The sequence below is a fragment of the Microbacterium sp. AZCO genome (assembly GCF_039614715.1).
GTDB lineage: Bacteria > Actinomycetota > Actinomycetes > Actinomycetales > Microbacteriaceae > Microbacterium.
Genome location: NZ_CP154857.1, coordinates 3,676,960 through 3,702,307, shown reverse-complemented (window position 1 = coordinate 3,702,307; position 25,348 = coordinate 3,676,960). Strand labels below are relative to the sequence as shown.

At 71.2% G+C, this 25,348-nt stretch carries 25 protein-coding genes; 15 read left to right on the top strand and 10 right to left on the bottom strand.

Annotation, left to right across the window (positions count from 1 at the left end):
• Positions 1-94 precede the first annotated feature (94 nt).
• From purD to AAIB33_RS16910, 5 genes are all read left to right on the top strand, one after another.
• The gene (gene purD / locus AAIB33_RS16930; protein WP_345801126.1) at positions 95-1,396 is read left to right on the top strand and encodes a phosphoribosylamine--glycine ligase; all 1,302 of its coding nucleotides are present in this window, start codon (positions 95-97) and stop codon (positions 1,394-1,396) included.
• Positions 1,397-1,418: 22 nt separating this feature from the next.
• A complete protein-coding gene (lhgO, locus tag AAIB33_RS16925; RefSeq protein ID WP_345801125.1) occupies positions 1,419-2,615 on the top strand; it encodes an L-2-hydroxyglutarate oxidase in 1,197 nt (398 codons plus the stop codon).
• An 85-nt stretch (positions 2,616-2,700) separates the two neighbouring features.
• Positions 2,701-3,390, top strand: a complete 690-nt coding sequence (locus tag AAIB33_RS16920) for a DUF2306 domain-containing protein (RefSeq protein WP_345801124.1) — start codon at positions 2,701-2,703, stop codon at positions 3,388-3,390.
• A 4-nt stretch (positions 3,391-3,394) separates the two neighbouring features.
• Positions 3,395-4,519, top strand: a complete 1,125-nt coding sequence (locus AAIB33_RS16915; protein WP_345801123.1) for a histidine kinase — start codon at positions 3,395-3,397, stop codon at positions 4,517-4,519.
• Positions 4,516-5,169 (top strand): response regulator transcription factor, encoded by a 654-nt coding sequence (locus AAIB33_RS16910; protein WP_345801122.1) that lies wholly within the window; start codon positions 4,516-4,518, stop codon positions 5,167-5,169. The genes AAIB33_RS16915 and AAIB33_RS16910 overlap by 4 nt, the downstream gene beginning before the upstream one ends.
• A 27-nt stretch (positions 5,170-5,196) precedes the next feature.
• Here AAIB33_RS16910 and AAIB33_RS16905 read toward each other — a convergent pair whose 3' ends face one another.
• A complete protein-coding gene (locus AAIB33_RS16905) occupies positions 5,197-6,480 on the bottom strand; it encodes an ATP-binding protein (RefSeq protein ID WP_345801121.1) in 1,284 nt (427 codons plus the stop codon).
• An 88-nt stretch (positions 6,481-6,568) separates the two neighbouring features.
• Here AAIB33_RS16905 and AAIB33_RS16900 point away from each other — a divergent pair, with 88 nt between their 5' ends.
• From AAIB33_RS16900 to AAIB33_RS16890, 3 genes are all read left to right on the top strand, one after another.
• Positions 6,569-7,408 (top strand): siderophore-interacting protein, encoded by an 840-nt coding sequence (locus AAIB33_RS16900; RefSeq protein ID WP_345801120.1) that lies wholly within the window; start codon positions 6,569-6,571, stop codon positions 7,406-7,408.
• Between the two features lie 85 nt (positions 7,409-7,493).
• Positions 7,494-8,486, top strand: coding sequence for an LLM class flavin-dependent oxidoreductase (locus AAIB33_RS16895; RefSeq protein WP_345801119.1), 993 nt, complete (start codon positions 7,494-7,496; stop codon positions 8,484-8,486).
• The gene (locus AAIB33_RS16890; protein WP_345801118.1) at positions 8,483-9,790 is read left to right on the top strand and encodes an LLM class flavin-dependent oxidoreductase; all 1,308 of its coding nucleotides are present in this window, start codon (positions 8,483-8,485) and stop codon (positions 9,788-9,790) included. Before AAIB33_RS16895 ends, AAIB33_RS16890 begins: the two co-directional genes overlap by 4 nt.
• Before the next feature lie 122 nt (positions 9,791-9,912).
• On the opposite strand, the gene AAIB33_RS16885 is transcribed toward AAIB33_RS16890, so the two are convergent.
• Together AAIB33_RS16885 and AAIB33_RS16880 are read right to left on the bottom strand one after the other, a co-directional pair.
• Complete coding sequence (locus AAIB33_RS16885; RefSeq protein WP_345801117.1) at positions 9,913-11,436, bottom strand: DHA2 family efflux MFS transporter permease subunit; 1,524 nt, start codon at positions 11,434-11,436, stop codon at positions 9,913-9,915.
• The gene (locus AAIB33_RS16880) at positions 11,433-12,053 is read right to left on the bottom strand and encodes a PadR family transcriptional regulator (RefSeq protein ID WP_345801116.1); all 621 of its coding nucleotides are present in this window, start codon (positions 12,051-12,053) and stop codon (positions 11,433-11,435) included. Before AAIB33_RS16880 ends, AAIB33_RS16885 begins: the two co-directional genes overlap by 4 nt.
• Before the next feature lie 95 nt (positions 12,054-12,148).
• On the opposite strand from AAIB33_RS16880, the gene AAIB33_RS16875 reads away from it, so the two are divergent.
• From AAIB33_RS16875 to AAIB33_RS16860, 4 genes are all read left to right on the top strand, one after another.
• Positions 12,149-12,487, top strand: coding sequence for a hypothetical protein (locus tag AAIB33_RS16875; protein WP_345801115.1), 339 nt, complete (start codon positions 12,149-12,151; stop codon positions 12,485-12,487).
• A 50-nt stretch (positions 12,488-12,537) separates the two neighbouring features.
• On the top strand, positions 12,538-13,482 hold the full coding sequence (locus AAIB33_RS16870) for a phosphoribosylaminoimidazolesuccinocarboxamide synthase (protein WP_345801114.1): 945 nt from the start codon (positions 12,538-12,540) through the stop codon (positions 13,480-13,482).
• Positions 13,483-13,581: 99 nt separating this feature from the next.
• A complete protein-coding gene (locus AAIB33_RS16865; RefSeq protein ID WP_345801113.1) occupies positions 13,582-14,916 on the top strand; it encodes a solute carrier family 23 protein in 1,335 nt (444 codons plus the stop codon).
• Positions 14,917-15,067: 151 nt separating this feature from the next.
• Complete coding sequence (locus AAIB33_RS16860; RefSeq protein WP_345801112.1) at positions 15,068-15,943, top strand: VOC family protein; 876 nt, start codon at positions 15,068-15,070, stop codon at positions 15,941-15,943.
• A 106-nt stretch (positions 15,944-16,049) separates the two neighbouring features.
• Here AAIB33_RS16860 and AAIB33_RS16855 read toward each other — a convergent pair whose 3' ends face one another.
• The 5 genes from AAIB33_RS16855 to AAIB33_RS16835 form a co-directional block, all read right to left on the bottom strand.
• Complete coding sequence (locus AAIB33_RS16855) at positions 16,050-17,063, bottom strand: LacI family DNA-binding transcriptional regulator (RefSeq protein ID WP_345801111.1); 1,014 nt, start codon at positions 17,061-17,063, stop codon at positions 16,050-16,052.
• Between the two features lie 21 nt (positions 17,064-17,084).
• A complete protein-coding gene (locus tag AAIB33_RS16850) occupies positions 17,085-18,554 on the bottom strand; it encodes a family 1 glycosylhydrolase (protein ID WP_345801110.1) in 1,470 nt (489 codons plus the stop codon).
• Between the two features lie 35 nt (positions 18,555-18,589).
• The gene (locus tag AAIB33_RS16845; protein WP_345801109.1) at positions 18,590-19,510 is read right to left on the bottom strand and encodes a carbohydrate ABC transporter permease; all 921 of its coding nucleotides are present in this window, start codon (positions 19,508-19,510) and stop codon (positions 18,590-18,592) included.
• Entirely contained in the window at positions 19,507-20,601 is a 1,095-nt protein-coding gene (locus AAIB33_RS16840; protein ID WP_345801108.1) for a sugar ABC transporter permease, read from the bottom strand. Before AAIB33_RS16840 ends, AAIB33_RS16845 begins: the two co-directional genes overlap by 4 nt.
• Before the next feature lie 68 nt (positions 20,602-20,669).
• Positions 20,670-21,944: an ABC transporter substrate-binding protein gene (locus AAIB33_RS16835; RefSeq protein WP_345801107.1), complete on the bottom strand. Its 1,275-nt coding sequence runs from the start codon at positions 21,942-21,944 to the stop codon at positions 20,670-20,672.
• Positions 21,945-22,208: 264 nt separating this feature from the next.
• Here AAIB33_RS16835 and purS point away from each other — a divergent pair, with 264 nt between their 5' ends.
• The gene (purS, locus tag AAIB33_RS16830; RefSeq protein ID WP_345801106.1) at positions 22,209-22,457 is read left to right on the top strand and encodes a phosphoribosylformylglycinamidine synthase subunit PurS; all 249 of its coding nucleotides are present in this window, start codon (positions 22,209-22,211) and stop codon (positions 22,455-22,457) included.
• A complete protein-coding gene (gene purQ / locus AAIB33_RS16825; RefSeq protein WP_345801105.1) occupies positions 22,454-23,161 on the top strand; it encodes a phosphoribosylformylglycinamidine synthase subunit PurQ in 708 nt (235 codons plus the stop codon). The genes purS and purQ overlap by 4 nt, the downstream gene beginning before the upstream one ends.
• A gap of 112 nt (positions 23,162-23,273) precedes the next feature.
• Here the strand turns inward: purQ and AAIB33_RS16820 are convergent, their stop codons facing one another.
• Positions 23,274-23,705, bottom strand: coding sequence for a DUF1761 domain-containing protein (locus tag AAIB33_RS16820; RefSeq protein WP_345801104.1), 432 nt, complete (start codon positions 23,703-23,705; stop codon positions 23,274-23,276).
• A gap of 91 nt (positions 23,706-23,796) precedes the next feature.
• On the opposite strand from AAIB33_RS16820, the gene AAIB33_RS16815 reads away from it, so the two are divergent.
• On the top strand, positions 23,797-24,726 hold the full coding sequence (locus tag AAIB33_RS16815; protein ID WP_345801103.1) for a 2-hydroxyacid dehydrogenase: 930 nt from the start codon (positions 23,797-23,799) through the stop codon (positions 24,724-24,726).
• 25 nt (positions 24,727-24,751) lie between these two features.
• Here AAIB33_RS16815 and AAIB33_RS16810 read toward each other — a convergent pair whose 3' ends face one another.
• Positions 24,752-25,321: a nucleotidyltransferase family protein gene (locus AAIB33_RS16810; protein ID WP_345801102.1), complete on the bottom strand. Its 570-nt coding sequence runs from the start codon at positions 25,319-25,321 to the stop codon at positions 24,752-24,754.
• Positions 25,322-25,348 lie beyond the last annotated feature (27 nt).

The window sequence follows — 25,348 nt, the reverse complement described above, 5'->3', positions numbered from 1 at the left end:
CACGCCTCGGGGGGCCGAGGCACGCCCCCCGCGCACCAGCGAGCCGGAGTTCCGCACGCCTCGGGCCCGCAGAGGCCGCCGGTAGGCTTGTCCGGTGCGAATCCTGGTCCTCGGCTCCGGTGCTCGCGAGCACGCCATCATCCTCGCCCTCCGGTCGGAGGAGGTCGCCCACGAGGTGTTCGCCGCTCCCGGCAACGCGGGCATCGCACAGGACGCCACGATCGTCGACCTCGACGCGAACGACCCCGCGGCCGTCACCGACTACGCGAACGCCGAGGCGATCGACCTCGTCGTGATCGGCCCCGAGGCTCCGCTCGTCGCGGGCGTCGCCGACTCGCTGCGCGAGCGCGGCATCCCGGTCTTCGGTCCCGGCAAGGCGGCGGCGCAGCTCGAGGGGTCCAAGGCGTTCGCGAAGCGGATCATGGATGCCGCGGGCGTGCCCACCGGTCGTGCCATGCGCGCACACACCCGCGCCGAGGTCGAGGCGGCGCTCGACGACCTGGGCGCGCCGCACGTCGTGAAGGCCGACGGACTCGCGGCCGGCAAGGGCGTCATCGTCACACCCGACCGCGAGGCGGCGCTCGCGCACGCCGACGCGTATCTTGCGACCGGCCCCGTGCTCGTCGAGGAGTTCCTGGCCGGGCCCGAGGTGTCGCTGTTCTTCCTGAGCGACGGCGACCACGTGCTCCCGCTCAGCCCCGCGCAGGACTTCAAGCGCCTCCGCGACGGCGACGAGGGCCCGAACACCGGCGGCATGGGTGCGTACTCGCCGCTGCCGTGGCTCGGCGAGCGCTTCGAGAGCTGGGCGATCGAGGGTGAGGCGTCCGACCCCGAGCAGGCCTTCGTGGACTTCGTCACGCGCGAGATCGCCGAACCGGTCATCCACCGCCTCGACGCCGAGGGCACGCCCTTCATCGGGCTGCTCTACGCGGGCCTCATCCTGACGGAGCAGGGCGTCAAGGTGATCGAGTTCAACGCGCGCTTCGGCGACCCCGAGACGCAGGTGGTCCTCCCGCGTCTCCTCGATCCGCTGTCCGAGCTGCTGCTGGCCGCGGCCTCGGGCAACCTCGAGGACTACCCCCGTCCGGCGTTCGCCGATGCCGCGGCCGTCACCGTCGTGCTCGCGTCCGAGGGCTACCCCGAATCGCCCGTCACGGGACGGCCGCTGACGGGACTGGATGCCGCCGCCGCGGTCGAGGGCGTCCACCTGGCCCACGCGGCCACGGCCGTCTCGCCCGACGCTCTCGTCGCGACGGGCGGTCGCGTGCTCAACGTCGTCGGGCTCGGCACGACCTTCGCCGAGGCGCGCGACCGCGCGTATCGGGCGCTCGCCGAGATCTCGCTCGAGGGCGGCCAGTACCGCACCGACATCGCGGCGCGGGTCGTCGAGGACTGACGAGCGCACCCCGGGGACGCTGATGGGCACGACGGGGATCATCGGCGGCGGGATCGTCGGCGTCGCCCTCGCGCGGGCGCTGTCGGCGCGGGGCGACGACGTCACGGTGCTGGAGAAGGAGCACCGGCTCGCCGAGCACCAGACAGGCCACAACTCCGGCGTCGTGCACGCCGGCCTGTACTACAAGCCGGGATCGCTCAAGGCGACGCTGTGCGCCGCGGGACGAGTGTCGATCCGGGAGTTCTGCGCCGAGAAGGGCCTGCCCTATCGGGAGGTGGGCAAGCTCGTCGTGGCCGTCGACGAGTCCGAGCTCGACGCCCTCGCCGAGATCGAGCGGCGATCCACCGCGAACGGCGTCCCGGATCTGGCGCGCATCGACGGCGTCGGACGGCTGCGCGAGATCGAGCCGCACGTCAGGGGCGTCGCCGCCGTGCACTCGCCGCACACGGCCGTCGTCGACTACGCCTCGATCACGGAGGCGATGGCGCAGGATGTCCGGGCCGCGGGCGGGGCGATCCGCCTCGGGCACGAAGTCACCGGCATCCGGCGCGAGGACGGCCGCGTTCGGGTGACGACGCCCGTGTCTGAGGACGTGTTCGATCGGCTCGTGGTGTGCGCCGGCCTGCAGTCCGACGTCCTCGCACTCCTCGTGGGCGCCGACCCGTCGCCGAAGATCCTGCCGTTCCGGGGCGAGTACTGGGAGCTCGCGCCCGAGCGCATCGACCTCGTGAGGGGCATGATCTACCCCGTCCCCGACCCGAGGTTCCCGTTCCTCGGGGTGCACTTCACGCGCGGCGTCTACGACAGCGTGCACGTCGGCCCGAACGCCGTCCCGGCTCTTCGCCGCGAGGGGTACACGTGGCTCCAGTGGTCGGCCAAGGACACGTGGGAGTCGCTGCGCTGGCCGGGTGCGTGGCCGCTCGCGAAGCAGCACTGGCGGATGGGCGTCGACGAGATCTCCGGGTCGCTCCTGAAGCCCCTCTACTTCCAGAAGGCGCGCCGGTTCATCCCCGAGCTGCGGCAGTCCGACCTCACCCGCAAGTCGGCCGCCGGCGTTCGAGCCCAGGCGTGGGGGCGCGCGGGCGAGCTCCTCGACGACTTCGCGGTCGATCAGGTCGGGCCGATCACGCTGCTGCGGAACGCGCCCTCACCCGCCGCGACGAGCTCGATCGCCATCGCCCATCACGTCATCGAGCACTACCTCGTGAACGGCGCCTGATCCGCCGAGGATCGGCCGATCGGACGAGGAGACGCGAGCCTCTCGGCCGATGCGGTCGGGCATCCCCTCCCGGCACCATGACGGCATGACCACCGCCGTCGCCCCACCGCCCACCGCCCACAGAGCGACGGAATGGCTCGCTCCCGCGGGGCTCATCCTGCTGAGCCTCGTCCCGATGATCGCGGGGGCCTCCCGCCTCACGCAGCTCACGACGGGGGCGACCGTCACCGCCGACAACGCCCGGTTCTTCGACTCGCCGATCCCGGTCGTCGTGCACATCGTCGGCTCGAGCCTCTTCCTGGTGCTCGGCGCGCTGCAGTTCGCGCCGTCGCTGCGCAGGCGCCGCTGGCACCGCATCGCGGGCCGCGTGCTGGTTCCAGCCGGTCTCGCCTCGGCGCTCTCCGGTCTGTGGATGACGCTCTTCTACGCGCTGCCCTCCGCGGTGACGACCCCGGCTCTCTCCGCGATCCGGATCGTCCTCGCGCTCACGATGGCGGCCGCGCTGGTCGGAGCGTTCCTCGCGATCCGGCGCGGCGACGTTCGGAGGCACAGCGCCTGGATGACCCGGGCGTACGCCATCGGACTGGGAGCCGGAACGCAGGTGCTGACCGTGCTGCCGTACACACTCGTCGTCGGCGCGCCCGGCCCGGTCGTGTACACGGTGCTCATGGCCGCCGGCTGGGGCCTCAACCTCGCCGTCGCGGAGGTCGTCATCCGTCGCCGCGCGCGCGGGTCATCCGTCGCCCGAGGCGCGCGGAGCGCGCACCTATCATGAGGGCATGACGAGCCCGGTCCGCGCGTTGTGGGACGCGCCGGCGGCCTCCCCGGCTCCGCCACGTCGAGTGTGGCGCGACTGGGCGCTCGTCGGCGCGATCCCGGTGCTCGCGATCGTCGAGGCGGCGCTTCGCCCCGACCTCCCGTGGCGCTGGCTCTGGGCGGTCGTGCTGGCCGGCCTGGCGGTGACGCTCCTCTGGCGCCGCCGGCGGCCCTTCACGATGCTGGCCGTGGCCTTCTCGGCAGGCACCATCGTGAGCCTCGCGACCGGCGGAGACCCGCAGGCGTTCACGACCGCGTACTTCCTGATCCTGCTCTACTCGGTGTTCCGGTGGGGGTCCGGCCGGGCGATGATCTTCGGCGGAGCGCTCGTCGCCCTGGGCATGGTCCTCACCTTCGTCTCACGCGCGCCGACCCCGACCGACCTCGTCGGCGGCGTCGCCGTCGCCGTCACGACGGCGACGCTCGGCGTCGCCCTGCGGTGGCGCAGCGCCTCCCGCGTGCGCGAGCTCGAGCGCGCCCGGCTCCTCGAGCGCGAGCAGCTCGCGCGCGACCTGCACGACACCGTGGCGCACCACGTCTCGGCGATCGCCATCCAGGCTCAGGCAGGTGCGACGGTGGCGGCGACGGATCCGGATGCCACGGCCGACGTCCTGCGCACGATCGAGGGCGAAGCATCCCGGACCCTCCGCGAGATGCGCGCGATGGTCGGCGTCCTGCGTGCGACGGACCCCGCCGACCTGGCCCCGACCCCGGCCCTTCGCGACCTGCGCACTCTGGAGCGGACGGATGCGCCGCCCGTGTCCGTGACCGTCGGCGGCGACATCGCGGCGGTGCCCGCACCCGTCGCGGCAGCCGTCTTCCGGCTCGCACAGGAGGCCGTGACGAATGCGCGCCGGCATGCGAGGAGCGCGACGCGCGTCGATGTCGAAGTAGTCGTCGACGGCGAGGGAGTGCGCCTGAGGGTGCACGACGACGGCGAGGCCGCGGCATCCACTCCTCCCGGATTCGGGATCCGAGGCATGCGCGAGCGCGCGGCGCTGTTCGGCGGCACGTGCGAGGCAGGCCCCGATCCCGAGGGCGGCTGGACGGTCACGGCGGCTCTCCCCCGGAAGGGATGGACGGCGTGACGGTCCGCGTCCTCATCGCCGACGACCAGGACCTCGTGCGCACGGGGCTGCGGATGATCCTCGACGCGCAGCCCGGCGTCGAGGTCGTCGCCGAGGCGGCGGACGGCGCGCAGGCGGTGACGCTCGCGCGCGAGTCGCGGCCCGACGTGTGCCTCCTCGACATCAGGATGCCGGTGATGGACGGGCTCCAGGCGACGCGGCTGCTCGCCGGCCCGGATGTCTCCGAGCCGCTCCCCGTGGTCGTCATCACGACGTTCGACCTCGACGAGTACGTGTATGCGGCGCTGCGCGCCGGCGCCCGTGGATTCCTGTTGAAGGATGCCGGCCCAGCCCTGCTCGCGGAGGCGGTGCACGCGGCCGCGCGGGGCGACGCCCTCATCGACCCGGCGGTGACGGTGCGGCTCATCGCTGCCTTCGCCGGCACCGAGCGGCCGTCGGCACCGCCGTCGCGCCCGCTCACGGAGCGGGAGGAGGCCGTCGTCGCGCTCGTGGCGCAGGGGCTCGGCAACACCGAGATCGGCGCCGGCCTGCACATCTCGCTCAGCACCGTCAAGACGCACCTCGCGAGCGCCATGACCAAGCTCGGCGCCCGCAATCGCGTCGAGCTCGCGATCTGGGCGTACGAGCAGGGCATCGGCACGCGGCGCTGACGCCGCGGGCGGCCTCCGGGGAACGGATCAGAGGCGCGCGTACGAGTCGATGTCGTCGACGAACTCCCCCGCCGTCTCCTCCGACACCGTCGCGCGCGTCGCGCCCAGGGCCTCGAGATAGTCGCCCGTGGCGAGCGCCTCGGTGTCGGAGGCCTCCGGGTCGCGGAGCGCCTGAGCGAGCGCGTTCTGCGATGCGCGGCGCGCCGCGTACTCGATGTCGGCGGGAGTGAGCCCTTCGCTCGCCTCCACGAGCACGTCGAAGGCGACGGTCGGTGCCACGGCGGGCGGCACGTAGCGCGTCCAGATCGCACGGCGCGCCTCGGCATCCGGCAATCCGATCGGAATGACGTAGTCGAACCGCCCGTGGCGCAGGAAGGCGGCATCCAGTGCCCGCACGAAGTTCGTGGCGCAGATCAGCAGGCGTCCCTCGCGCTCGCGGAACTCGGCCACGAGCTTGAGCAGCTCGTTCGTCACGCCCTGCGTCGGCGACGGGGGGTCGCCGCGCCGGCGCGACGCGATCTCCTCGACCTCGTCGATGAAGACGACGGCGTGCTCGAGATCGCCGATCGACTCGAAGGTCGCCCGCAGTGCCGCCGCCATGCCCTTGGGCGAGTCGCCGAGCCGCGAGGGGAACACCTCGACGAAGGGCCAGTCGAGACGGGATGCCACCGCCTTGGCGAACGTCGTCTTGCCCGTGCCGGGCGGACCGAACAGCATGACGGCGCGCGGCGGCACGACACCGAACCGCTCGGCAAGGTCGGGCCGGGCGAGCGGTGTCACGAGGCGCTCCTCGAGCAGCTCCTTCTCGTGCTGCATCCCGGCGACCGCCTCCCAGAGGTGGCGCGGCATGATGCGTCCGCCGACCTCCTTCAGGAGGTCGAGCTCGCGCCGCTGCACGGGCATCTGCCGCTCGAGGTAGCGCAGGCGATGCTGCAGGCCGAAGCCGTTCTGGGTGAGCGCCTCGACGGGTCCGCCGTCGCCCGCGACGAGCACCGAGAGCTTCGCGAGGCCGAGCGTCGCCATGCGCCGCTCCAGAGCATCCAGGAGCGAGGCGCCCACCTGGTTCGCGGCATCCTCGTCGATCGTCCCGAAGAAGACGATCCAGCCCTGTGCGTGCGCGGCGCGGCCGACGGCGGCGCCGACGATCCGCTCGCCCCGCACCGCGACGACGGCGTGGTCGACCTGGCACGAGGCGATGACCTCGGCGAGCGAGTAGACGGGCGTCGCGACGGCGTCGTGGACGGTCTCCCAGAGCCGCACGATGCCGTCGAGGTCGTCGTCGTGGAAGTCGCGGATGTGCGTTCGGCTCATGCCTGTCACCCTACGAGGCACCCGCGGTTCTCGCCCCACATGGTTTGCTGGACGGGGTCGCTCCGTGCGATCCGCGAGGAGGATTCACATGTCGGATGCCACGGTCCCACCCTTCTTCCGCGCGGGAGGCCGTCACCGCTTCACGGCCCGGGAGGCGACCGTCGTGGCGGTGTCGCACCCGGTGGAGGAGTTCGTGCGGGTCACCGTGACCGGCGACGACTTCGACGATTTCGCGAGCTCCGGTCCGACCGACCATGTGCGCGCCTTCTTCCCCGATCCCGCGACGGGCGAGCTCGCCGCCCCGCGCGCCGTCGGACCCGGCGAGGACGGCATCGTCCGTCCGGAGGCGCCGACGTTCGCCCGCGACTTCACGCCGCTGCATCCGCGGCGCGACGGCGATCGCGTGCTCGTCGACCTCGACATCCTGCTGCACGCCGACCCGGGGCCCGCCGCCGCGTGGGGCGGGCAGGCGGAGCCCGGCGACCGGCTCGTGATCGTCGGCCCCCGCGCATCGAAAGAGGCGCCGCAGGGGGCAGACCGCGCAGTGCTCGTGGTCGACCCCACGGCCTTCCCGTCCGCGTCCCGCTGGCTTGCCGAGCTTCCCTCCTCGACTCGCGTCGACGTCGTGGCCGACGTCGCGGGCGACCTCGCCTGGGTCGAGACGTACCTGCGGCAGGAGTCCGGGCGGTCGGACTTCTCGCTCACCGCCGGCGGCGCCGATCTCGCCGAGGCGGTCAGGACCCTGGGGGTGGATGCCGGCACCTTCGTCTTCGCCGCCGGCGAGGCATCCCGTCTCGTCCCTCTCCGCCGCCACCTGCGCACCCAGCTCGCGCTCCCTCGCGAGCAGTTCGCCGTGAGCGGGTACTTGAAGGACGGCACCGCCGGCTTCGACCACCACGCGCCGATCGACCCCTCCGACCCCGACTGACGGCTCTGCTACGCCGGGTGACGACGCACTTTGGCGTCGGCGCCGGGCTTCGCTTGACTCGGGTCCCCGATATGCAGGAGGACCCATGAGCGCTGCACCGACGGCGGCTTTCACCCGACGACTCTTCGTCGGCGTCGACATCCCGAGCACGGGGCGCGACGCCGGCCTCGTCGACCTCGTCGTGCATGCCGCCCGCATCTTCGACGAGGCCGGCGCCGACCTGCTCGTCGTCCGCGACGACTACTCGCCGTCCGGCGACCTCGTGGCCGTCGACGCCCCGACGCTCGCGGCCTTCGCCGCGCCCCAGACGACGCGCATTGCGATCGCACCCGTCGTGTCGACGACGCACACCGAGCCGTTCCACGTCGCCAAGGCGATCCAGACGCTCGACATCGTCGCGGAGGGACGCGCGGGGTGGCAGGCCTCGATCACGACGTCGGCTCGGGATGCCGCGGCCTTCGGTCGCCGCGAGGCGCCGGCGACCGCCGACGCGTGGGCCGAGGCGGAGGAGGCGGTCGAGGTCGCCCGCCGGCTCTGGGACAGCTGGGAGGACGACGCGATCATCCGCGACGTCGACACCGGCCGGTTCATCGACCGCGACCGCGTGCACCACATCGACTTCGAGGGCCGCTTCTTCTCGATCAAGGGCCCCTCCATCGTCCCTCGGACGGTCCAGGGCAACCCGCCGGTCATCGTGCGCGTCGTGCCCGGCGACGACGCGGCTCTCAACGTCGCCGTGCGCAGCGCCGACATCGTGCGCGTCGCACCCGAGGAGGCGGACCGCGCCCGCGCCGCGGCGGAGGATGCCGGCCGCACGCCGGCCATCGTGGTGGATCTGGATGCCACGACGCTCGGGCCCGACGGGGTCGCCGACGTGCTCGCCGAGCTCACGGCGGGTGAGACGGACGGCGCGGTGCTCGTCTTCGCCGAGCTCCCCGCCGAGCCGTCGGCCTGGAGCGGGGCGATCGCCGCAGTCGCGGCATCCCTCCCCGACGGCGCCACCCTCCGCGAGCGCCTCGGCATCCCCCGCCTTCCCAGCCGCTATGCGACCGCCGACCGAGAGGATGCGACGCGATGACCGCGACCGACAAGCGCCAGGTGCACCTGGCCGCGCACTTCCCCGGCGTCAATGCGACGACCATCTGGTCCGACCCCAGCGCCGGCAGCCAGACGGAGTTCTCGTCGTTCCGGCACTTCGCCGCGACCGCCGAACGCGGGCTCTTCGACTTCATCTTCCTCGCGGAGGGTCTGCGCCTGCGCGAGCATGCCGGCAGGATCCACGACCTCGACGTCGTCGGCCGCCCCGACACGCTCACGGTGCTCGCGGCACTGGCCGCCGTCACGGAGCGCATCGGACTCGTCGGCACCCTCAACTCGACGTTCAACGAGCCGTACGAGCTGGCCCGGCAGCTCGCCTCGGTCGATGCCGTGTCGCGCGGCCGGGCCGGCTGGAATGTCGTGACGAGCTCGGACGCCTTCACCGGTGCGAACTTCCGGCGCGGCGGCTTCCTCCCGCACGCCGACCGCTATCGGCGCGCGGGAGACTTCGTCGACACCGCGTGGGAGCTGTGGGATGCCGCGGGCACCGGCGAGCCGGTGCGGCACGAGTCGCCGTTCTTCGACATCGAGGCCGTCTTCCCGGTTCCCGCGAGCCGCCAGGGACGCCCCGTGATCCTGCAGGCCGGCGTCTCGGGTGAGGGCCGCGATGTCGCCGCGAAGAGCGCCGACGCGATCTTCTCGCCCTTCGCCGTCGGCGACCCCGCGCGCGAGTTCTCCGACGACCTGACCCAGCGCCTCGCGTCCTTCGGACGGCCGCGCAGCGCGCTGAAGATCCTCCCCGGCGCCACCTTCGTCATCGGCGACGACGAGGCGGACGCCGCCGAGCGCGCCTACGCCGAACGCCGTGCGCAGATCAGCGGTGCGACCGCCGTCCGGTCGATCGAGGCGCTGTGGGGCATCGAGCTCGACGGCGTCGACCCCGACGGGCCGCTGCCCGACGTCGCGCTGCTGCGCGAGGACGTCGAGCTGTGGCAGGGTCGCGCGATGCGCTTCGAGGACCGCCGGAACCTGGCGGAGCAGTGGGCGGCGCGCGCCGAGGCGGAGTCCCTCAGCATCCGCGAGCTCGCGATCGCCGTCGCACCGCCCGCCACCTTCGTCGGGACGGCGTCGTCGATCGCCGAGCGCATCGACGAGGTCGTGCAGAGCGGTGCCACCGACGGCTTCATCCTCGTGCCGTCGCTCACGCCCCACGGTCTCGACCGGTTCACCGACGAGGTCGTCCCGCTCCTCCAGGAGCGCGGCGTCTACCGCACGGAGTACGAGGGCACGACGCTCCGCGACATCCTCGGCGTTCCGCTCTCCCAGCCCGCCGCCCTGGTCTGAGCGGCCGACCCCGCCCCCTCACCCCCGTCCCCGAGCTTGTCGAGGGGTCGAGCCTGAACCCGCGAGAACGCCGAAGGCGCAGCATCCCTTCATCGGAACGGATGCCGCGCCCTCGTCGTCTGTCAGTGCCGGCGGGTCGACTCCGGGCGGCGCAGGAAGCACACGGCGACGAGCGCGACGAGGAGCACCGCGGCCGGGAGCAGGATCGACTGCGCCATGGCCTCGGAGAACCCGTCGAGCACGAAGTCGGGGAGCTGGCCGCCCGTGCCGAATCCGCCCGACGCGTCAGCGGCGCCGGGCAGGTTCGCCTCGAGGCGTCCCTGCATGAAGGCGGCGATCGCAGCGGAGCCGATCACCGAGCCGACGGTGCGGGTCGTGTTGTAGATGCCCGCGCCGGCGCCCGCCTGCTGCGGTGCGAGGTTGCGGGTGGCGGTCGTCGCGAGCGGTCCCCACATGCCGGCGTTGCCGAGGCCCATCAGCGCCGACGGCAGCAGGAACATCGCGATGGGCGTGTCGACGTTCATGAGGCTCGAGTACCAGAAGAGCGATCCGGCGACGCACAGGAGGCCCGGCACGAGCAGGAAGCGCGGGTCCGTGCGGTCGAGGAGCCGCCCGGCGAACGGCGCGAGCACTCCCGAGAGCAGTGCCATCGGGATCAGGAGGAGGGCGGACTGGGTCGGCGTCAGTCCACGGGCGAGCTGGATGAAGAACATCAGCGGCAGCGACATGCTCGTCACGGTGAAGCCGACGGCCGCGATCGAGAGGTTCGAGACCGAGAAGTTGCGGTCGCGGAAGAGCTCGAGCGGCACGAGCGGCTCGCTCTTGGTGCGGGCCTGCGTCCAGATGAAGACCGCGATCACGAGCACGCCGGCGAGGATCATGCCCCACACCCAGGCCGCCCACTCGTACTTCTGACCCTCCTGCAGGCCGAACACGATGAGGAAGAGGCCGAGCGCGCTGAGGAAGACGCCGACCATGTCGAAGCGGTGCTGGTGCGTCTCGAGCTTCGGGACGAGGATCCACGCCGCGACGAAGCCGACGATGCCGACCGGGATGTTGATGAAGAAGATCCACTCCCACCCGAGGCCGTCGACCAGGATGCCGCCGAGGAGCGGCCCGACGAGCGTCGCGACGCCGGCGGTCGCACCCCAGAGGCCCATCGCCGCGCCGCGGCGGCTCGCCGGGAACGTGCGGGTGATGACGGCCATCGTCTGCGGCGTCATGAGCGCGGCGCCGAAGCCCTGCACGGCCCGCGCGATGATGAGCAGCGTCAGGGTCGACGAGAGTCCGCAGCCGAGCGAGGCGAGCGTGAAGACGGCGAGGCCGATGAGGTAGATGTTGCGCGGGCCGAAGCGGTCGCCGAGGCGCCCGGTGATCAGCAGCGGCACGGCGTACGCGAGCAGGTAGGCGGACGTCACCCACACGACGTTGTCGAGGTTGTTGGTGTCGGGGTCGAGGGCGGCCTTGATGGCCGGGTTGGCGACCGACACGATCGTCGTGTCGACGAGAATCATGAAGAACCCGATGACGAGCGCCCACAGGGCGGGCCACGGGTTCTGCGGACCCTTCGTCTTCAGGACGTCGGTCGAGGGCCCGCTGGTGCGGGTGGGAGTGGATGCCGCGGCATCGGTCTGCTCCTGGGTCATAGCTGTGCGGCCTTTCGGTCTTCGAGGTAGCGCGCCGAGGGCAGCGCCGGCTGCCCCCACGCGAAGTCATGGCGCTCGAGCCGCGCGATGAGCGCCTCGAGCCAGTCGATGTCGTGCGCGAGCATGACGGCCTCACGCTCGACCTCGAGGAGGTACTGTTCGGGAACCTGGCGCTGCCGGGCCTTCTCGCGGCCCGCGGAGAGTTCGGCGAGGACGCCGACGAGCGCCTCGCGGCGCAGGCCGAGCAGCTCGATCACCTCGTCGCGCTCGAGGTTGTGCGCTTCGGCGAGCGCGATGCGGAACTCGGCGGGGTGGTCGATGCGGGCGAGCTCGCGACGCACCCATTCGCCGACGGCCTCGCGGCCGAGCTCGGTCTGCGTGTACGTCGTGCGCTCGGGACGGTTTCCCTCGCGGTCGATGCCGACCTCCGCGAGGAGACCGGCCCGTTCGAGGCGGCCGACCGTGTGGTACAGCGTGCCGTTGGTGATGGTGACGAGCCGGTCGTCGCGCCGCTGGCGCATGAGCCGGATCATCTCGTAGGGGTGCATGTCGCCCTCGCCGAGCAGGGCGAGGATCATGAGCCCCAGCGGGGTGAGGCGGTCGACAGCGTCTTTCATGAGCAAGGTGTGTGATTGGTCGGGATCGATTGATCCGTGTCGATTAGTCCATATGGACTATACCGGATGTCGGACCTCGGCACTACCTTGTGCACATGAAGGACGACGCCGAGCGCGAGCGCGCGCATGCGATCTTCGACCCGATCGCCGAGCAGTACCTGGCTCGCGACGGCGTCGACATCGGCGCGGTGTTCGGCAGCGAGGGGCTGCGCATCCGGGGCAAGGTCTTCGCGTTCGTCGGGTTCGCGGGCGGCCTCGTCGCCAAGATCCCGGCAACGCGTGCCGACGAGCTCGAAGCCGACGGCACGGGAACCCGCATGGAGATGCGCGGCCGTCCCGCCAGGGAGTGGATCGTCGTCCCGACGTCGAAGCCCGAGGCGTGGGCTCCGCTCATCGCCGAGGCCTTCGCCTACCTCGACGAGATCACGCCCTGACTCGGTGGTGGACGAGGAACGGCGTCAGCGTCAGCCGGGATAATGGGCGGGTGACTCACCCCCTCGAGCTTCCCGGCTGGCGGCACGTCTACTCCGGCAAGGTCCGCGACCTCTACGTCCCCGCCGCCGACGACGTGACCGATCGCATGCTCGTCGTCGCGAGCGACCGGGTCAGTGCGTTCGACTTCGTGCTCGAGCCCGGCATCCCGGACAAGGGCGTCATCCTCACGACGCTCAGCCTGTGGTGGTTCGACCGCCTCGCGGGAGGCGACGGCGGGCGCGGCATCCCGAATCACCTGGCGGCCACCGCCGTGCTGACCGACGGTCCCGACGGCATCGCCAACACGGCCGACGACCTGCACTCGCTCATCCCCGCGGAGGTCGCGGGGCGCGCCATGATCGTGCGCAGCCTCGAGATGCTCCCCGTCGAGTGCGTCGTGCGCGGCTACCTGACCGGTTCGGGATGGGCCGAGTACCGCGCGCAGGGCACGGTGTGCGGCATCCCGCTCCCCGAGGGTCTGAACGACGGCGACCGGCTGCCCGAGCCGCTCTTCACGCCCGCCTACAAGGCGCCGATGGGCGAGCACGACGAGAACATCTCGTTCGAGCAGACCGTCGAGCTCGTCGGCGCCGAGCGGGCCGCGCAGCTGCGCGACCTGTCGCTCGAGATCTACACGCGTGCGGCACGCACCGCCGAGGCGCACGGCCTGATCCTGGCCGACACGAAGTTCGAGTTCGGCGTCGACGCGGCGGGCGTGCTGACCCTCGCGGACGAGGTGCTGACGAGCGACTCGTCACGGTACTGGGATGCCGCGGCCTGGGCCTCGGGCACGACGCCCGCCGAGCGCATGGCGAGCTTCGACAAGCAGATCGTGCGCGACTGGCTCGCGGCCCACTGGGACAAGACCGGCACGCCGCCGGAGCTGCCCGCCGAGATCGTCGAGCGAACCGCCGCTCGCTACCGGGAGCTGCTGGAGCTGCTCACCTCCGCGTGACGGCCGTCCGGTCCTGCCGCTGCGCGGCATCCACAGCTCTCAGCGAACTCCCAGATAAGGTGACGTCAGCCCCCATCCGCTGACCACCGAGGAGCCATCATGGCTGTCTGGAAGCTGCACGGCAACGGCCGCACCGTCGAACCCGGCAAGGTCGTGAAGCCCGACGAGCGCCTCGGCTGGGGTCTCACCGTCGCCATCGGCGTCCAGCACGTGATCGCGATGTTCGGCGCGACCTTCCTCGTGCCCGTCCTCACCGGCTTCCCCGTCTCGACGACCCTGCTCTTCTCGGGCATCGGGACGATCCTGTTCCTGCTCATCACGCGCAACAAACTGCCGAGCTACCTCGGCTCGTCGTTCGCCTTCATCGCCCCGGTCACGGCGGCGACCGCGACGGCCGGGACCGGCTCCGCGCTCGCGGGAATCGTCGCGGTCGGCATCCTGCTCGCCGTCATCGGCTTCGTGGTGCAGTTCGCCGGGATCGGCTGGATCGACAGGCTCATGCCGCCGGTCGTCGCCGGCGCGATCGTCGCGCTCATCGGCTTCAACCTCGCGCCGGTCGCGTGGACGAACTTCCAGCAGCAGCCGCTCATCGGCACGATCACGCTCGTCGCCGTCATCCTCTTCAGCGTGCTGTTCCGGGGATTCCTCGGTCGCATCTCGATCTTCCTCGGCGTCGCCGTCGGCTACATCGCAGCAGCGATCGCCGGCCAGATCGACTACTCGGCGGTCGAGAAGGCCGACTGGATCGGCTGGCCGCAGTTCCAGTTCCCCGACTTCGTCTCTCCCGGCACGTGGTCGGTCATCGCGATGTTCCTGCCGGTCGTGCTCGTGCTCATCGCCGAGAACGTCGGTCACGTGCGGGGCGTCGCGACGATGACGGACTCGTCGGTCAACCAGCACACCGGCCGCGCGCTCATCGCGGACGGCGTCGCGACGACGGTCGCGGGCTTCTTCGGCGGGTCGGGCACCACGACCTACGGCGAGAACATCGGCGTCATGGCGGCGACCCGCGTCTACTCGACGGCCGCGTACTGGGTCGCGGGTGCGGCGGCGATCCTCCTGAGCCTCTCGCCGAAGATCGGTGCGGTCTTCAACTCGGTGCCTCCCGGTGTGCTCGGCGGCGTGACCACTGCCCTCTACGGCCTCATCGGGATCATCGGCATCAAGATCTGGGTCGACAACCGCGTCGACTTCTCCCGCCCCGTGAACCAGTACACCGCCGCCGTCGCGCTCGTCATGGCGATCGCGGGCTTCTCGATCCAGTGGGGCGACTTCCAGCTGGGCGCGATCGTGATCGCCGCCGCGGCCGCGCTCCTCATCTACCACCTCGGCAACGCGATCGCCCGCTGGCGGAAGACGGGCGCCGACGACGGCGGACCCATCCCGGCCGTCGGCCCGCTCGGCGGCGATCCGACGGACGTCCCGGTCCGCTGACCCTCGTCGCGCTGCGTCGGAGATCGCCATGACGTCGGGTCGACACGCCGTCCGGCCTCCGACGTTGCGGCGATCTCCGGCGCTGTGGCGCGCTGCGCGCCGGCGGGTTTGCGAGGGAAGAAGAGTGGATGCCGCGGCGTTGTCTATGCACATGCATGCAGTGACCTCGGCCGACCGGCTCGCGCCCGACACCTCGATGGGCGCCGTGACGCTCCTCGTCGGCGACCTCGACGGGATGACGCGCTACTACCGCGACGCCGTGACGCTGCAGGTGCTGTCAGCCCAGGGCGACACCGTGACGCTCGGCCGAGCGGGACGCGCTGCCGTCGTGCTGCGGCATGAGCCGGCTCTTCGCCATGCGGCGCCGGGATCGGCGGGACTCTTCCACACGGCGATCCTGTTCGAGACGCAGGAGGCGCTCGCCGCCGCCCTGTACTCCGTCGCACGTCACGCGCCCGGCACCTTCACGGGCAGCGCGGACCATCTCGTGAGCCAGGCCTTCTACTTCACCGACCCCGAGGGCAACGGCGTCGAGCTGTACTGGGACCGCGCTCGCACCGAGTGGTCGTGGGTGCACGGCCAGGTCGAGATGGCGACCCTGTATCTCGACCCCAACGGCTTCCTGCAGGAGCACCTCACGGAGCAGGCTCTGGCCGGCTCGACGGCGGCGGACGCGGCATCCGTCGGTCACGTCCACCTGTCGGTGGGGGATGTCGCGACCGCCCGCGACTTCTACGTCGGCGTGCTCGGGTTCGACACGACGGCCGCGCTGGGCGAGAGCGCGCTGTTCGTGAGCGCCGGCGGCTACCACCATCACATGGCGATGAACGTGTGGAACTCACGCGGTGCAGGACCGCGGATGCCGGCCCTCGGCCTCGGCCGGGTCGACCTGGCGCTCCCGGGCGCCGACGCACTCGGCGAGCTGGAGGAGCGACTGCGGCACCACGGCTTCGCCGTGCGGGACGACGGCCGCACGCTCGCGTTCGACGACCCCTGGAACAACACCCTGCTCGCGACAGCCGGCTGACCGAGCCCGGGGACCGCCCCTCGACAAGCTCGGGGACCGGGGTTGGGGTGAGCTCAGGGGACCGCGAGCTCGGGGACCGCCCCTCGACATGCCCTCGGACCTGACGTCAGGCGGAGGCGCGCTCGATCAGCTCGGTGTCGAGGATCGTGACGTGACGCGGATGCTTGCCCGCGAGCAGATCGAGCAGCACGCTCGCCATCAGCTCGCCCTGGTCGAAGGAGGGCTGGCGCATCGTCGTGAGCTGCGGCGTCACCGAGGTCGCGACGGGCGAGTCGTCGAAGCCGACGATCGCGATGTCCTCGGGCACCCGCAGCCCGGCTGCCGCGATGGCCGACAGTGCGCCACGGGCCATGAGGTCGCTCGCGATGAAGAGCGCGTCCGGGTGGGAGTCGCGGGCCAGGATGCGGCGCATGGCGTCGGCTCCGCCGTCGGCCGTGAAGCCGCCCTCCTCGACCACGTCGGGCTCGAGGTTCGCGGCCTCGAGCGCCTCGCGGAAGCCCTGCAGCCGGTCGATGCCCGCGGGCATCGTGAGGGGACCGGCGATCGTGCCGATGCGGCGGTGTCCACGCGCGACGAGATGGGCCGTGGCATCCCGTCCCCCGCGCACGTTGTCGACGTCGACATAGTAGTCGCGCTCCCGCTCGCGCACCGGGCGGCCGCCGTACACGACGGGCACGGCGGCCGCGATGCGGTCGATGAAGGTGTCGCTCGTGTGGTGCGAGACGATGATCGCGCCGTCGACCGCGCCGCTGCGCAGGTAGCTCGTGGTCTTGTCACGCCGGTCGTCGCTCGCGATGAAGAGGTTGAGCACGTAGTCCGAGCGATTCAGGCGCGCGCTGATGCCCGAGACGATCGAGGCGAAGAACGGGTCGCCGAAGAAGCGCGTCGTGTCCTCCGGAACGACGAGGGCGATCGCGTAGGTCTGGCGACTCGCGAGCGATCTCGCCGCCCGGTTCGGCACGTAGTTGAGGTCGTCGATCGCGCGGCGCACCGCTTCGAGCGCGCTCGGGCTCACCGCCGTCGAGCCGTTCACGACGCGCGACACCGTGGAGCGTGAGACGCCCGCGGCAGCGGCGACCTCTTCGATCGTCGCTGCGACGCGCGTGGCATCCGTCGTCATGCGAACCATCTCCCCCCGGAGCTAGACACCGGAGTCGGGCGTCGGGGTCTCGAGCGCCCGCTCGGCGATGATCTGAGCGTATGCCCGCCCGCTGTCCTTGATCGACCGCTCCTGGGTGTCGTAGTCGACCCGGACGATGCCGAACCGCTTCTCGTAGCCCCACGCCCACTCGAAGTTGTCGAGGAGCGACCAGTAGAAGTAGCCGCGGACGTCGACGCCCTGATCGACGGCGTCGAGGATCGCGCCGAGGTGGCCGCGCAGGAAGTCGGCGCGGTCGTCGTCGTGCACCCGCACCTCGCCGTCGACCACGACGCGCTCGTCGTCGTAGGCGGCACCGTTCTCGGTGACGTAGAGCACCGTGCCGGCGGGGGCGGCGTACTCCTCCCACACCCGGCCGAGCAGCTGCGTGAGCCCCTCGGGCTGCACCTCCCAGTGCATCGACGTGCGCGGCAGGCCGCGGTCGTACCAGTGGATGCCGTCCGAGAGCGGGAACGGCGAGTGGCCGATGCGGTCGGTCGGCGCGTCGCCGCCCTCCGGCGGGTTCGGCGCCGGCGCGCCACCCACGAACTCGCCGTGGTAGTAGTTCACGCCGAGCGCGTCGATGGACGTCGCGATCGTCTCGAGGTCGCCGGGCTGGATGGCGCCCTCGAGGGCCTCGATCGCGTCGGGGTGGACCTCGCGCAGGTCCTCCACGATGTCGGCGGGGTAGGCGCCGAGGAACACGGGGTCGAGGAACCAGCGGTTGAACTGCCCGTCGATGAGGCGCGCCGCGTTGAGGTCCTCCGCCTTCGCGGGGTCGGCAGGCTCGGCCACCGTCAGGTTGAGCGTGATGCCGAGCTCGAGCGAGGCATCCCTCCCCCGCAGCGCCTGCACCGTCTGACCGTGACCCAGCAGCAGGTGGTGGGCCGCGAGCAGGCCCTCCGCGGGGCTGTAGTGGCCGGGGGCGTGGAGGCCCGCCGTGTAGCTGAGGAACGACGAGCACCAGGGCTCGTTGAGGGTCGTCCACACCTTCACGCGATCGCCGAGTGCGTCGTGCATGTCGAGCGCGTACTCGGTGAAGAGGTCGGCGGTGTCGCGGTTTGTCCAGCCGCCCTTGTCCTGGAGGGCCTGCGGGAGGTCCCAGTGGTAGAGCGTGAGCCAGGGCAGGATGCCCGCATCCAGCAGCTCGTCGACCAGACGCTTGTAGAAGCCGACGCCCTGCGGATTGACCGCGCCGCCGTCGGGCCGCACGCGCGACCACGACGTCGAGAAGCGGTAGGTCTGCAGACCCATGCTCTTCATGAGCGCGACGTCGTCGCCGTAGCGGTGGTAGTGGTCGCACGCCACGTCGCCGTTGTCGGCGTTGATGACGGCTCCCGGCACGCGGCTGAACGTGTCCCAGATCGACGCCTTGCGGCCGTCCTCGAACGCGGCGCCCTCGATCTGGTAGGCGGCGGTCGCCGCACCGAACAGGAAGCCGGCCGGGAACGAGCGCGTGTCGGTCGCGGTCATGGGGGAAAGGTCCTCTCGAAGTACGTGCGTCATCATCAGCCCTTGACGGCTCCCGCCATGATCCCACTCACCAGCTGCTTGCCGGCGAACACGAAGAGCAGCAGAAGGGGGATCGTCGCGAGGATGACGCCCGCGAGCACGATCGAGTAGTCGATGAAGTAGTTCGACTGCAGGAGCGACAGCGCGACGGGGAGCGTCGGGTTCTGCCGGTCGAGCACGATGAAGGGCCAGAAGAAGTTGTTCCACGCGGTCACGAAGGTGAACAGGCCGAGCATCGCCGCCGCGGGGCGCGCGGCGGGGAGTCCGACCGTCAGGAACGTGCGGAACGAGTTGGCGCCGTCGACACGCGCCGCCTCGATGAGCTCGTCGGGCACGGCCTGCTGCAGGTACTGCGTCATCCAGAACACGCCGAACGCCGTCACGAGGGCCGGGACGATGATCGCGCCGATCTGCCCCGTCCAGCCGAGGTCAGCGAAGAGGATGTACAGCGGCACGACGCCGAGCTGCGTCGGCACGGCCATCGTCGCGATGACGAAGACGAGGAGCCACTTGCTGCCGCCGAAGCGCAACTTCGCGAACGCCCAGCCGGCGAGCGTCGAGAAGAACACGACCGAGAACGCGATGATCGCGGAGCTCCAGATCGAGTTCCACAGCGCCAGCCAGAAGTTGACCGCGGGGTCGTTGACGACCTTGAGCGAGTTGGCGATGAAGTTGCCGCCCGGGATCCACGACATGCCGGTGTCGCGGATCGTGGACGAGTCGCCCGAGCCGATCAGGAACGACCAGTAGTAGGGGAACACCGACGCGAGCAGGAACACGCCGAGCACGCCGTAGACGATCCAGCCGGGGCGCGAGCCGCGGATGTGGCGAGGGCGGCGGCGCTTGCGCGCCCCCTTGGCCTCTTCGGGGGTCAGCTCGTCGTGCGGAGCCAGGGGGATGGGGCTGACGGCGGTCATCGCGCCTCCTCCTTGTCGGTAGTGGATGCCGCGACCGCGGCGCGAGACTGCGCAGCGACGCGATCGCGAGCGGAGCGCTCGGCGGCCCGGCGCTCGCGACGCGAGAGCGGATTGCGCGAGCCTTCGTCGCGCACGAGGCGGCGCGTGACGAAGAGGTTGACGATGCCGATGACGAGGATGATGAGGAACAGGATCCACGCGAGCGCTGCCGCGCGGCCGAAGTTCCACTCTCCCCAGCCGATGTTGTAGAGCCACAGCGTGATCGTGAGCCACTGCGAGTTCGGCCCGCCCGTGCCGTACTGGTCGTACATGCGGGGCTCGTCGAAGATCTGCAGGCCGCCGATCGTCGAGGTGATGATGACGAAGATGAGGGTCGGACGCAGGCTCGGGACGGTGATCGAGAAGAACTGGCGGGCCTTGCCCGCGCCGTCGACCGTCGCCGCCTCGTAGTAGTCGCGCGGGATCGCCTGCATCGCGGCGAGGAGGATGAGGGTGTTGTAGCCCGTCCAGCGGAAGTTGACCATCGTGGCGATGGCGATGTGGCTCGCGAAGGCGTTGGAGTGCCACGGGATCGCGGGGAGCCCGATGTTCTGGAGGGCCGTGTTCACGAGGCCGTACTTGTCGCCGAACATGGCGCTGAAGATGAGGGCCACGGCGACAGGGGCCATGACGTAGGGGATCAGGACGCCCATGCGCCAGAACGTCTTGGCGCGGATGTTCTGGTCGAGCATCGCGGCGATGAAGATCGCGGCGGCGAGCTGCGGGATGCTCGACAGCAGGAAGATGCTGAAGGTGTTGCGGAGCGCGATCCAGAACTTCGGGTTGGAGAGCACCCAGGTGTACTGGTCGAAGCCGATGAACGTGCCGCTGTTGCGGACGAGGTCCCAGTCCATGAACGAGATCACGGCCGTGTAGGCGATCGGGAAGAGCCCGACGATCACGAACAGCAGGAAGAACGGCGAGATGTAGAGGTACGGGGAGAACTTGAGGTCCCAGTGGCTCAGGCGATGCCCGAAGCCGATGCGCCGCGTGCGGCGGGTCGGGGCGTCGGGATTCTCCGTCGCGGCGGGCGGCGTCAGGGTGCTGGTCACGTCGTTCCTTCGTCGGGGGAGACTGTCGCGGGCCCGGGGGGCGAGCCCCGGGTCCGCGACGAGGTCGGTTACTTGATGGCGTCGACCTCAGACACCCACTGGTCCCACGAGGTCTTGGCGTCCTGCTCACCGGTCTCGACGCGCGTCAGAGCCTTCTGCATCGCGTCGTTGATCTGGAAGTAGTACTGACCCTTGAACGGTGCGACCGTGACCGCGTTGGCGCGATCGGTGAAGATCTGGCCGACGGGGGCGTTGTTGAAGAACTCGTTGGTCGAGCTCAGCAGCGTGTCGGACTCGAGGGCCTTCACCTGGCTGGGGAAGGTGCCGGCGTTCTCGAACGCCTTGACCTGCGTCTCGGGCGAGGTCAGCCAGTCGGCGAGGGCCTGAGCCTCCTTGACGTGCGCGCCGTTGGCGGGGACGGTCAGGTACGAGCCGCCCCAGTTTCCGCCGCCGTTGGGGAAGACGTTGGCGACGTTCCACGTCGTGACGTCCTGCGCGTTGCCCGAGATGACGCCGAGCATCCAGCCGGGGCAGAGCATCGTCGCGAAGGCGCCGTTCGAGAGGCCCGCGAACCAGTCGTCCGACCACTGGCCGAGGTGCGCCGACTGCGTCGCGCTGGCGGCCGTGACCTGGTCGTAGATGTCCTTGACCTCAGGGTTCTTCGTCGCGATGATGTCGCCCGACTCCGGGTCCTCGTACGCGGCCTCGACCTGGTTGATCATGCCCTGGTAGGTGCCGCCGGCCGAGTCGAAGAAGGCCTTGCCGGTCGCCGAGGCGTACTGCGCGCCGACCTCGAAGTACTTGGCCCAGTCGCCGTCGATGAGGTTCGCGACATCGGTCGGGTCGGTGGGCAGGCCCGCCGCCTCGAACAGGTCGGAGCGGTAGCAGATGGCCTCGGGGCCGATGTCGGTGCCGTAGCCGATGAGGTTGCCGTCGGGGTCGGTCGCCGCCTCGGTCTTCCAGTCGAGCCAGCGGCTCTTCAGGTCGTCGGGCACCGGCGCGAGGAGGTCGGAGTACTTCATGACCTCGGGCAGCCAGTCGACCTCGATGGCCTCGATGTCGGCGAGGCCCTTCTTGCCGAGCTTCTGGAAGTAGTTGGCGCGGGCGTCGTTCGACGTCGCTGCCTTGTTGTGGACGATCTTCACGTTCGGGTGCTCCGACTCGTACTCCTTGAGGAGCGCGTCGGAGTAGCCGAAGTCGTTGAAGGTGGCGACCGTCAGCGTGACGGGGCCGTCGGACTCGGAGGAAGATCCGCTGCCGCTCGCGCAACCGGCGAGAACGATGGCGGAGGTGGAAACGGCGACCGTCAGGATGGCGGTGCGCCGCAGTGCGCGTGAGTTCACGTGTCACTCCTTTGTGGTGGGCAAGTTCGAGGGACGCTCGTGCGGGACGGGAACTGATCCGTGGGAGCGCTCTCACCGGACGCAGGAGACGCTATGGGATCGCTCCCACGGATGTCAAGGGAGCGCTCCCATTCCGTTATGTCACAGTTCGATCACGGCGTCTGGAGCGGCGCTCGGCCGGCCGCGCCGCGGCCCGGAGAAGGGACGGGATGCCGGGCCGTAGACTGGGGTGGCACATCCGCCCGCGACATCCGGAGCTCTGCTATGCCCACCATCGTCGTCGACGTCATGCCCAAGGCCGAACTGCTGGACCCGCAGGGGAAGGCCGTCGCCGGCGCCCTCACGCGGCTCGGCGTCGACGGCTTCAGCGGTGTCCGCATCGGCAAGCGCTTCGAGCTGTTCGTCGAGGGCGAGGTCGATGAGGCTCTGCTCGAGACCGCCCGCAAGGTGGCCGACGACGTGCTGTCGAACTCCGTGATCGAGGACGTGGTCGGCATCGAGGTGGTCGAGTGACCGCCCGCATCGGGGTCATCACCTTCCCGGGCTCGCTCGACGACCGCGACGCGCAGCGCGCGATCCGCGTCGCCGGCGCCGAGCCCGTCGCCCTCTGGCACGGCGAGCACGACCTCAAGGGCGTCGACGGCCTCGTGTTGCCGGGCGGCTTCAGCTACGGCGACTACCTGCGCGCCGGCGCGATCGCGGCCCTCGCGCCGATCATGGCCGAGGTGAAGGACGCCGCCGGCAAGGGGATGCCGATCCTCGGCATCTGCAACGGCTTCCAGATGCTCGTCGAGGCGCACCTGCTGCCCGGCGGGCTCATCCGCAACGCGCACCAGCAGTTCATCTGCCGCGACCAGCGCCTCCGCGTCGAGAACACGTCGACCGCCTGGACGAGCCACTTCACCGAGGGCCAGGAGATCGTCATCCCCCTGAAGAACGGCGACGGCGGGTACATCGCCAACGACGAGACGCGCGCGCGCATCGAGGGCGAGGGACTCGTGACCTTCCGCTACGTCGGCGTCAACCCCAACGGGTCGGTCGACGACATCGCCGGTCTCACGAACGAGCGCGGCAACGTGGTCGGACTCATGCCCCACCCCGAGCACGCCGTCGAGCCCGGTTTCGGCCCCGACACGTCGGCCGCGATGCGGTCTGGCGTCGACGGTCTCTCGTTCTTCACGTCGGCCGTCGCGAGCCTGGTCGGCGCCGCGGCTTAGCCGTCGGGCATCCCTCGCCCCCTCGCATCGCGAGGGCTGCACCTTCCGGCGAGCGCTGCGTCGCGCGATGGCGCGGTCGCAGGAAAGTGCCGCGCTCGTCGCCGAGACGGGGTCAGACGGTGCCGGCGGGCGGCCATACCCCGATGATGATCGCCATCACGAGCACCGTGACGAGCTCGTGCGCGATGTTGAGCACCGTCAGCGAGGTCGGCCTGCCCTCGAAGACGTCGTGGGTGATGAACCGCGCCGCCGTGAACCCCGCCCACAGCGTCACGCCTGTCACGATGGCGCCCCACAGCCAGCTGCCGCCGTAGAAGTGCCACGCGATCGCCGAGGCGCCCGCGAGCACCCACGCCGTCACGAAGCTCACGACGACCGTCACGAGGATCGGCACCACGGCCGTCGCGCCGGGGCGGTCCATGTCGACCTTCGCGAGCCTCGCCCACCGCGTGCCGAAGACCTTCGGCGTGTACCAGATCGAGCCCACGACCATGCTCGACGCCGTCGCGATCAGGACGGCCCAGTAGTTGATCTCCGGAACCATGTCGGCCTCCCCCCGCGGTCGGCGCCGCCTGCCGCGAGAGTAGCGCCCTGCGCCGGCGCCCCGCCCGCACCGCGCCGGTAGCGTGGACGGGGTGAGCCGCAGCATCCCTCCGCTTGTCGTGACCGTGCCGACCGCCGAGCTCGAGCGCGATCTCGCGCCGCTCCCCGACGGGGTCGAGCTGCTCGTGTGGCCCATGGATGGTCCCGCGCCCCGCGACGAGATCGATCTCGTCGTGCCGCCGTACATGAAGATGGCGGCTGTGCTCGCGCGCCTCGAGGGCGTCCGCGTCGGGCTCGTGCAGAGCCAATCGATCGGCTACGAGGGGGTCGAGGAGGTGCTGCCGTCCGGATTGCGGTTCGCGAATGCGGCGACCGTGCACGAGACGTCGACGGCCGAGCTCGCCGTCGCCCTCACGCTCGCGTCGCAGCGGCAGCTCGATCGCTTCGCCGTCGACACCGCCCGCGGCGTGTGGTCACCCGTCTTCGCCGAGAGCCTCGCCGATCGTCGCGTGCTGCTGCTCGGCTACGGCGGCATCGGCAAGGCTGTCGCGGCGCGACTGCGGCCCTTCGAGGTCGAGCTGACGGCCGTCGCGAGCAGGGCGAGGGACGAGGATGGGATGCCGGTGCACGCCGTCGACGAACTGCCCGGCCTCCTCCCCCGAGCCGAGATCGTCATCGTGAGCCTGCCCGGCGGCGATGCGACGCGGCACATCGTCGACGACGCCTTCCTGTCGGCGCTCCCCGACGGCGCGCTGATCGTCAACGTCGGACGCGGTCCTCTCGTCGACACCGACGCGCTCGTCGACCACGTGCGTCGCGGACGCATCCGCGCCGCCCTCGACGTGACCGACCCCGAGCCGCTCCCCGAGGGGCACCCGCTGTGGGGTCTTCCGGGCGTGCTCGTCTCGCCCCACGTGGGCGGCGCGTCGACCGCCATGCGGCCCCGCGTCGCGCGCCTCGTGCGGCGTCAGATCGAGCACCTGCTCGCCGGCGAGGAGCCCGAGAACGTCGTGATCGGCTGACCTGCGCGGATCGAACCGCGGCCGGTCAGGGCCTCTCGTCGACGTCGGCGCCGGACCACAGGTCGCCGCACTCGACCTCGACAGCGTCGTGGGCGCGCAGGTAGGCGCGGGCGCCCGCATCGCCGGTGAGGGATGCGGCGAGCGCCGCGACGTGCGCGGAGCCGATGAGCACGGGATGACCCGGCGCGCCGCGGTAGACCGCGTGCGCCAGCACACTCGGCGCCTCTCCCGCGGCGTGGACGACCCGGCGGACGGAGGAGACGGGAAGCTCCGGCGTGTCGACCGGCACGACGACGACGGCGTCGGCGCCGATGGCGGCGGCGAGTCCCGCCCGCAGCGACGCCGAGAGCCCCTCGGCCCAGTCCGGCACGACGACGACCTCGCCATCGGCCGGGACGAGCGCCGACGCCTCGCCGGATGCGGCCCCGAGTGCGACGACGACGCGCCGGCAGCCGGCATCCCGCAGCGTCTCGACGGCCCGCACCACCCAGGGGGTGCCGTCCGCCGAGCGGGCGAGCGCCTTGGGGCCGCCGAAGCGGACGCCCGCGCCCGCTGCGAGCACGAGTCCACACAGGCCGGGCAGCGGTTCGCTCATGGACACGACAGCGTAGCGCGGCGGAAA

Coding starts and splice junctions, on each gene's coding strand:
- lhgO (WP_345801125.1), top strand. CDS start 1,419: ATGGGCACGACGGGGATCATCGGCGGCGGGATCGTCGGCGTCGCCCTC.
- AAIB33_RS16920 (WP_345801124.1), top strand. CDS start 2,701: ATGACCACCGCCGTCGCCCCACCGCCCACCGCCCACAGAGCGACGGAA.
- AAIB33_RS16915 (WP_345801123.1), top strand. CDS start 3,395: ATGACGAGCCCGGTCCGCGCGTTGTGGGACGCGCCGGCGGCCTCCCCG.
- AAIB33_RS16905 (WP_345801121.1), bottom strand. CDS start 6,480: ATGAGCCGAACGCACATCCGCGACTTCCACGACGACGACCTCGACGGC.
- AAIB33_RS16900 (WP_345801120.1), top strand. CDS start 6,569: ATGTCGGATGCCACGGTCCCACCCTTCTTCCGCGCGGGAGGCCGTCAC.
- AAIB33_RS16895 (WP_345801119.1), top strand. CDS start 7,494: ATGAGCGCTGCACCGACGGCGGCTTTCACCCGACGACTCTTCGTCGGC.
- AAIB33_RS16890 (WP_345801118.1), top strand. CDS start 8,483: ATGACCGCGACCGACAAGCGCCAGGTGCACCTGGCCGCGCACTTCCCC.
- AAIB33_RS16885 (WP_345801117.1), bottom strand. CDS start 11,436: ATGACCCAGGAGCAGACCGATGCCGCGGCATCCACTCCCACCCGCACC.
- AAIB33_RS16880 (WP_345801116.1), bottom strand. CDS start 12,053: ATGAAAGACGCTGTCGACCGCCTCACCCCGCTGGGGCTCATGATCCTC.
- AAIB33_RS16875 (WP_345801115.1), top strand. CDS start 12,149: ATGAAGGACGACGCCGAGCGCGAGCGCGCGCATGCGATCTTCGACCCG.
- AAIB33_RS16865 (WP_345801113.1), top strand. CDS start 13,582: ATGGCTGTCTGGAAGCTGCACGGCAACGGCCGCACCGTCGAACCCGGC.
- AAIB33_RS16860 (WP_345801112.1), top strand. CDS start 15,068: ATGCATGCAGTGACCTCGGCCGACCGGCTCGCGCCCGACACCTCGATG.
- AAIB33_RS16855 (WP_345801111.1), bottom strand. CDS start 17,063: ATGACGACGGATGCCACGCGCGTCGCAGCGACGATCGAAGAGGTCGCC.
- AAIB33_RS16850 (WP_345801110.1), bottom strand. CDS start 18,554: ATGACCGCGACCGACACGCGCTCGTTCCCGGCCGGCTTCCTGTTCGGT.
- AAIB33_RS16845 (WP_345801109.1), bottom strand. CDS start 19,510: ATGACCGCCGTCAGCCCCATCCCCCTGGCTCCGCACGACGAGCTGACC.
- purS (WP_345801106.1), top strand. CDS start 22,209: ATGCCCACCATCGTCGTCGACGTCATGCCCAAGGCCGAACTGCTGGAC.
- AAIB33_RS16820 (WP_345801104.1), bottom strand. CDS start 23,705: ATGGTTCCGGAGATCAACTACTGGGCCGTCCTGATCGCGACGGCGTCG.
- AAIB33_RS16810 (WP_345801102.1), bottom strand. CDS start 25,321: ATGAGCGAACCGCTGCCCGGCCTGTGTGGACTCGTGCTCGCAGCGGGC.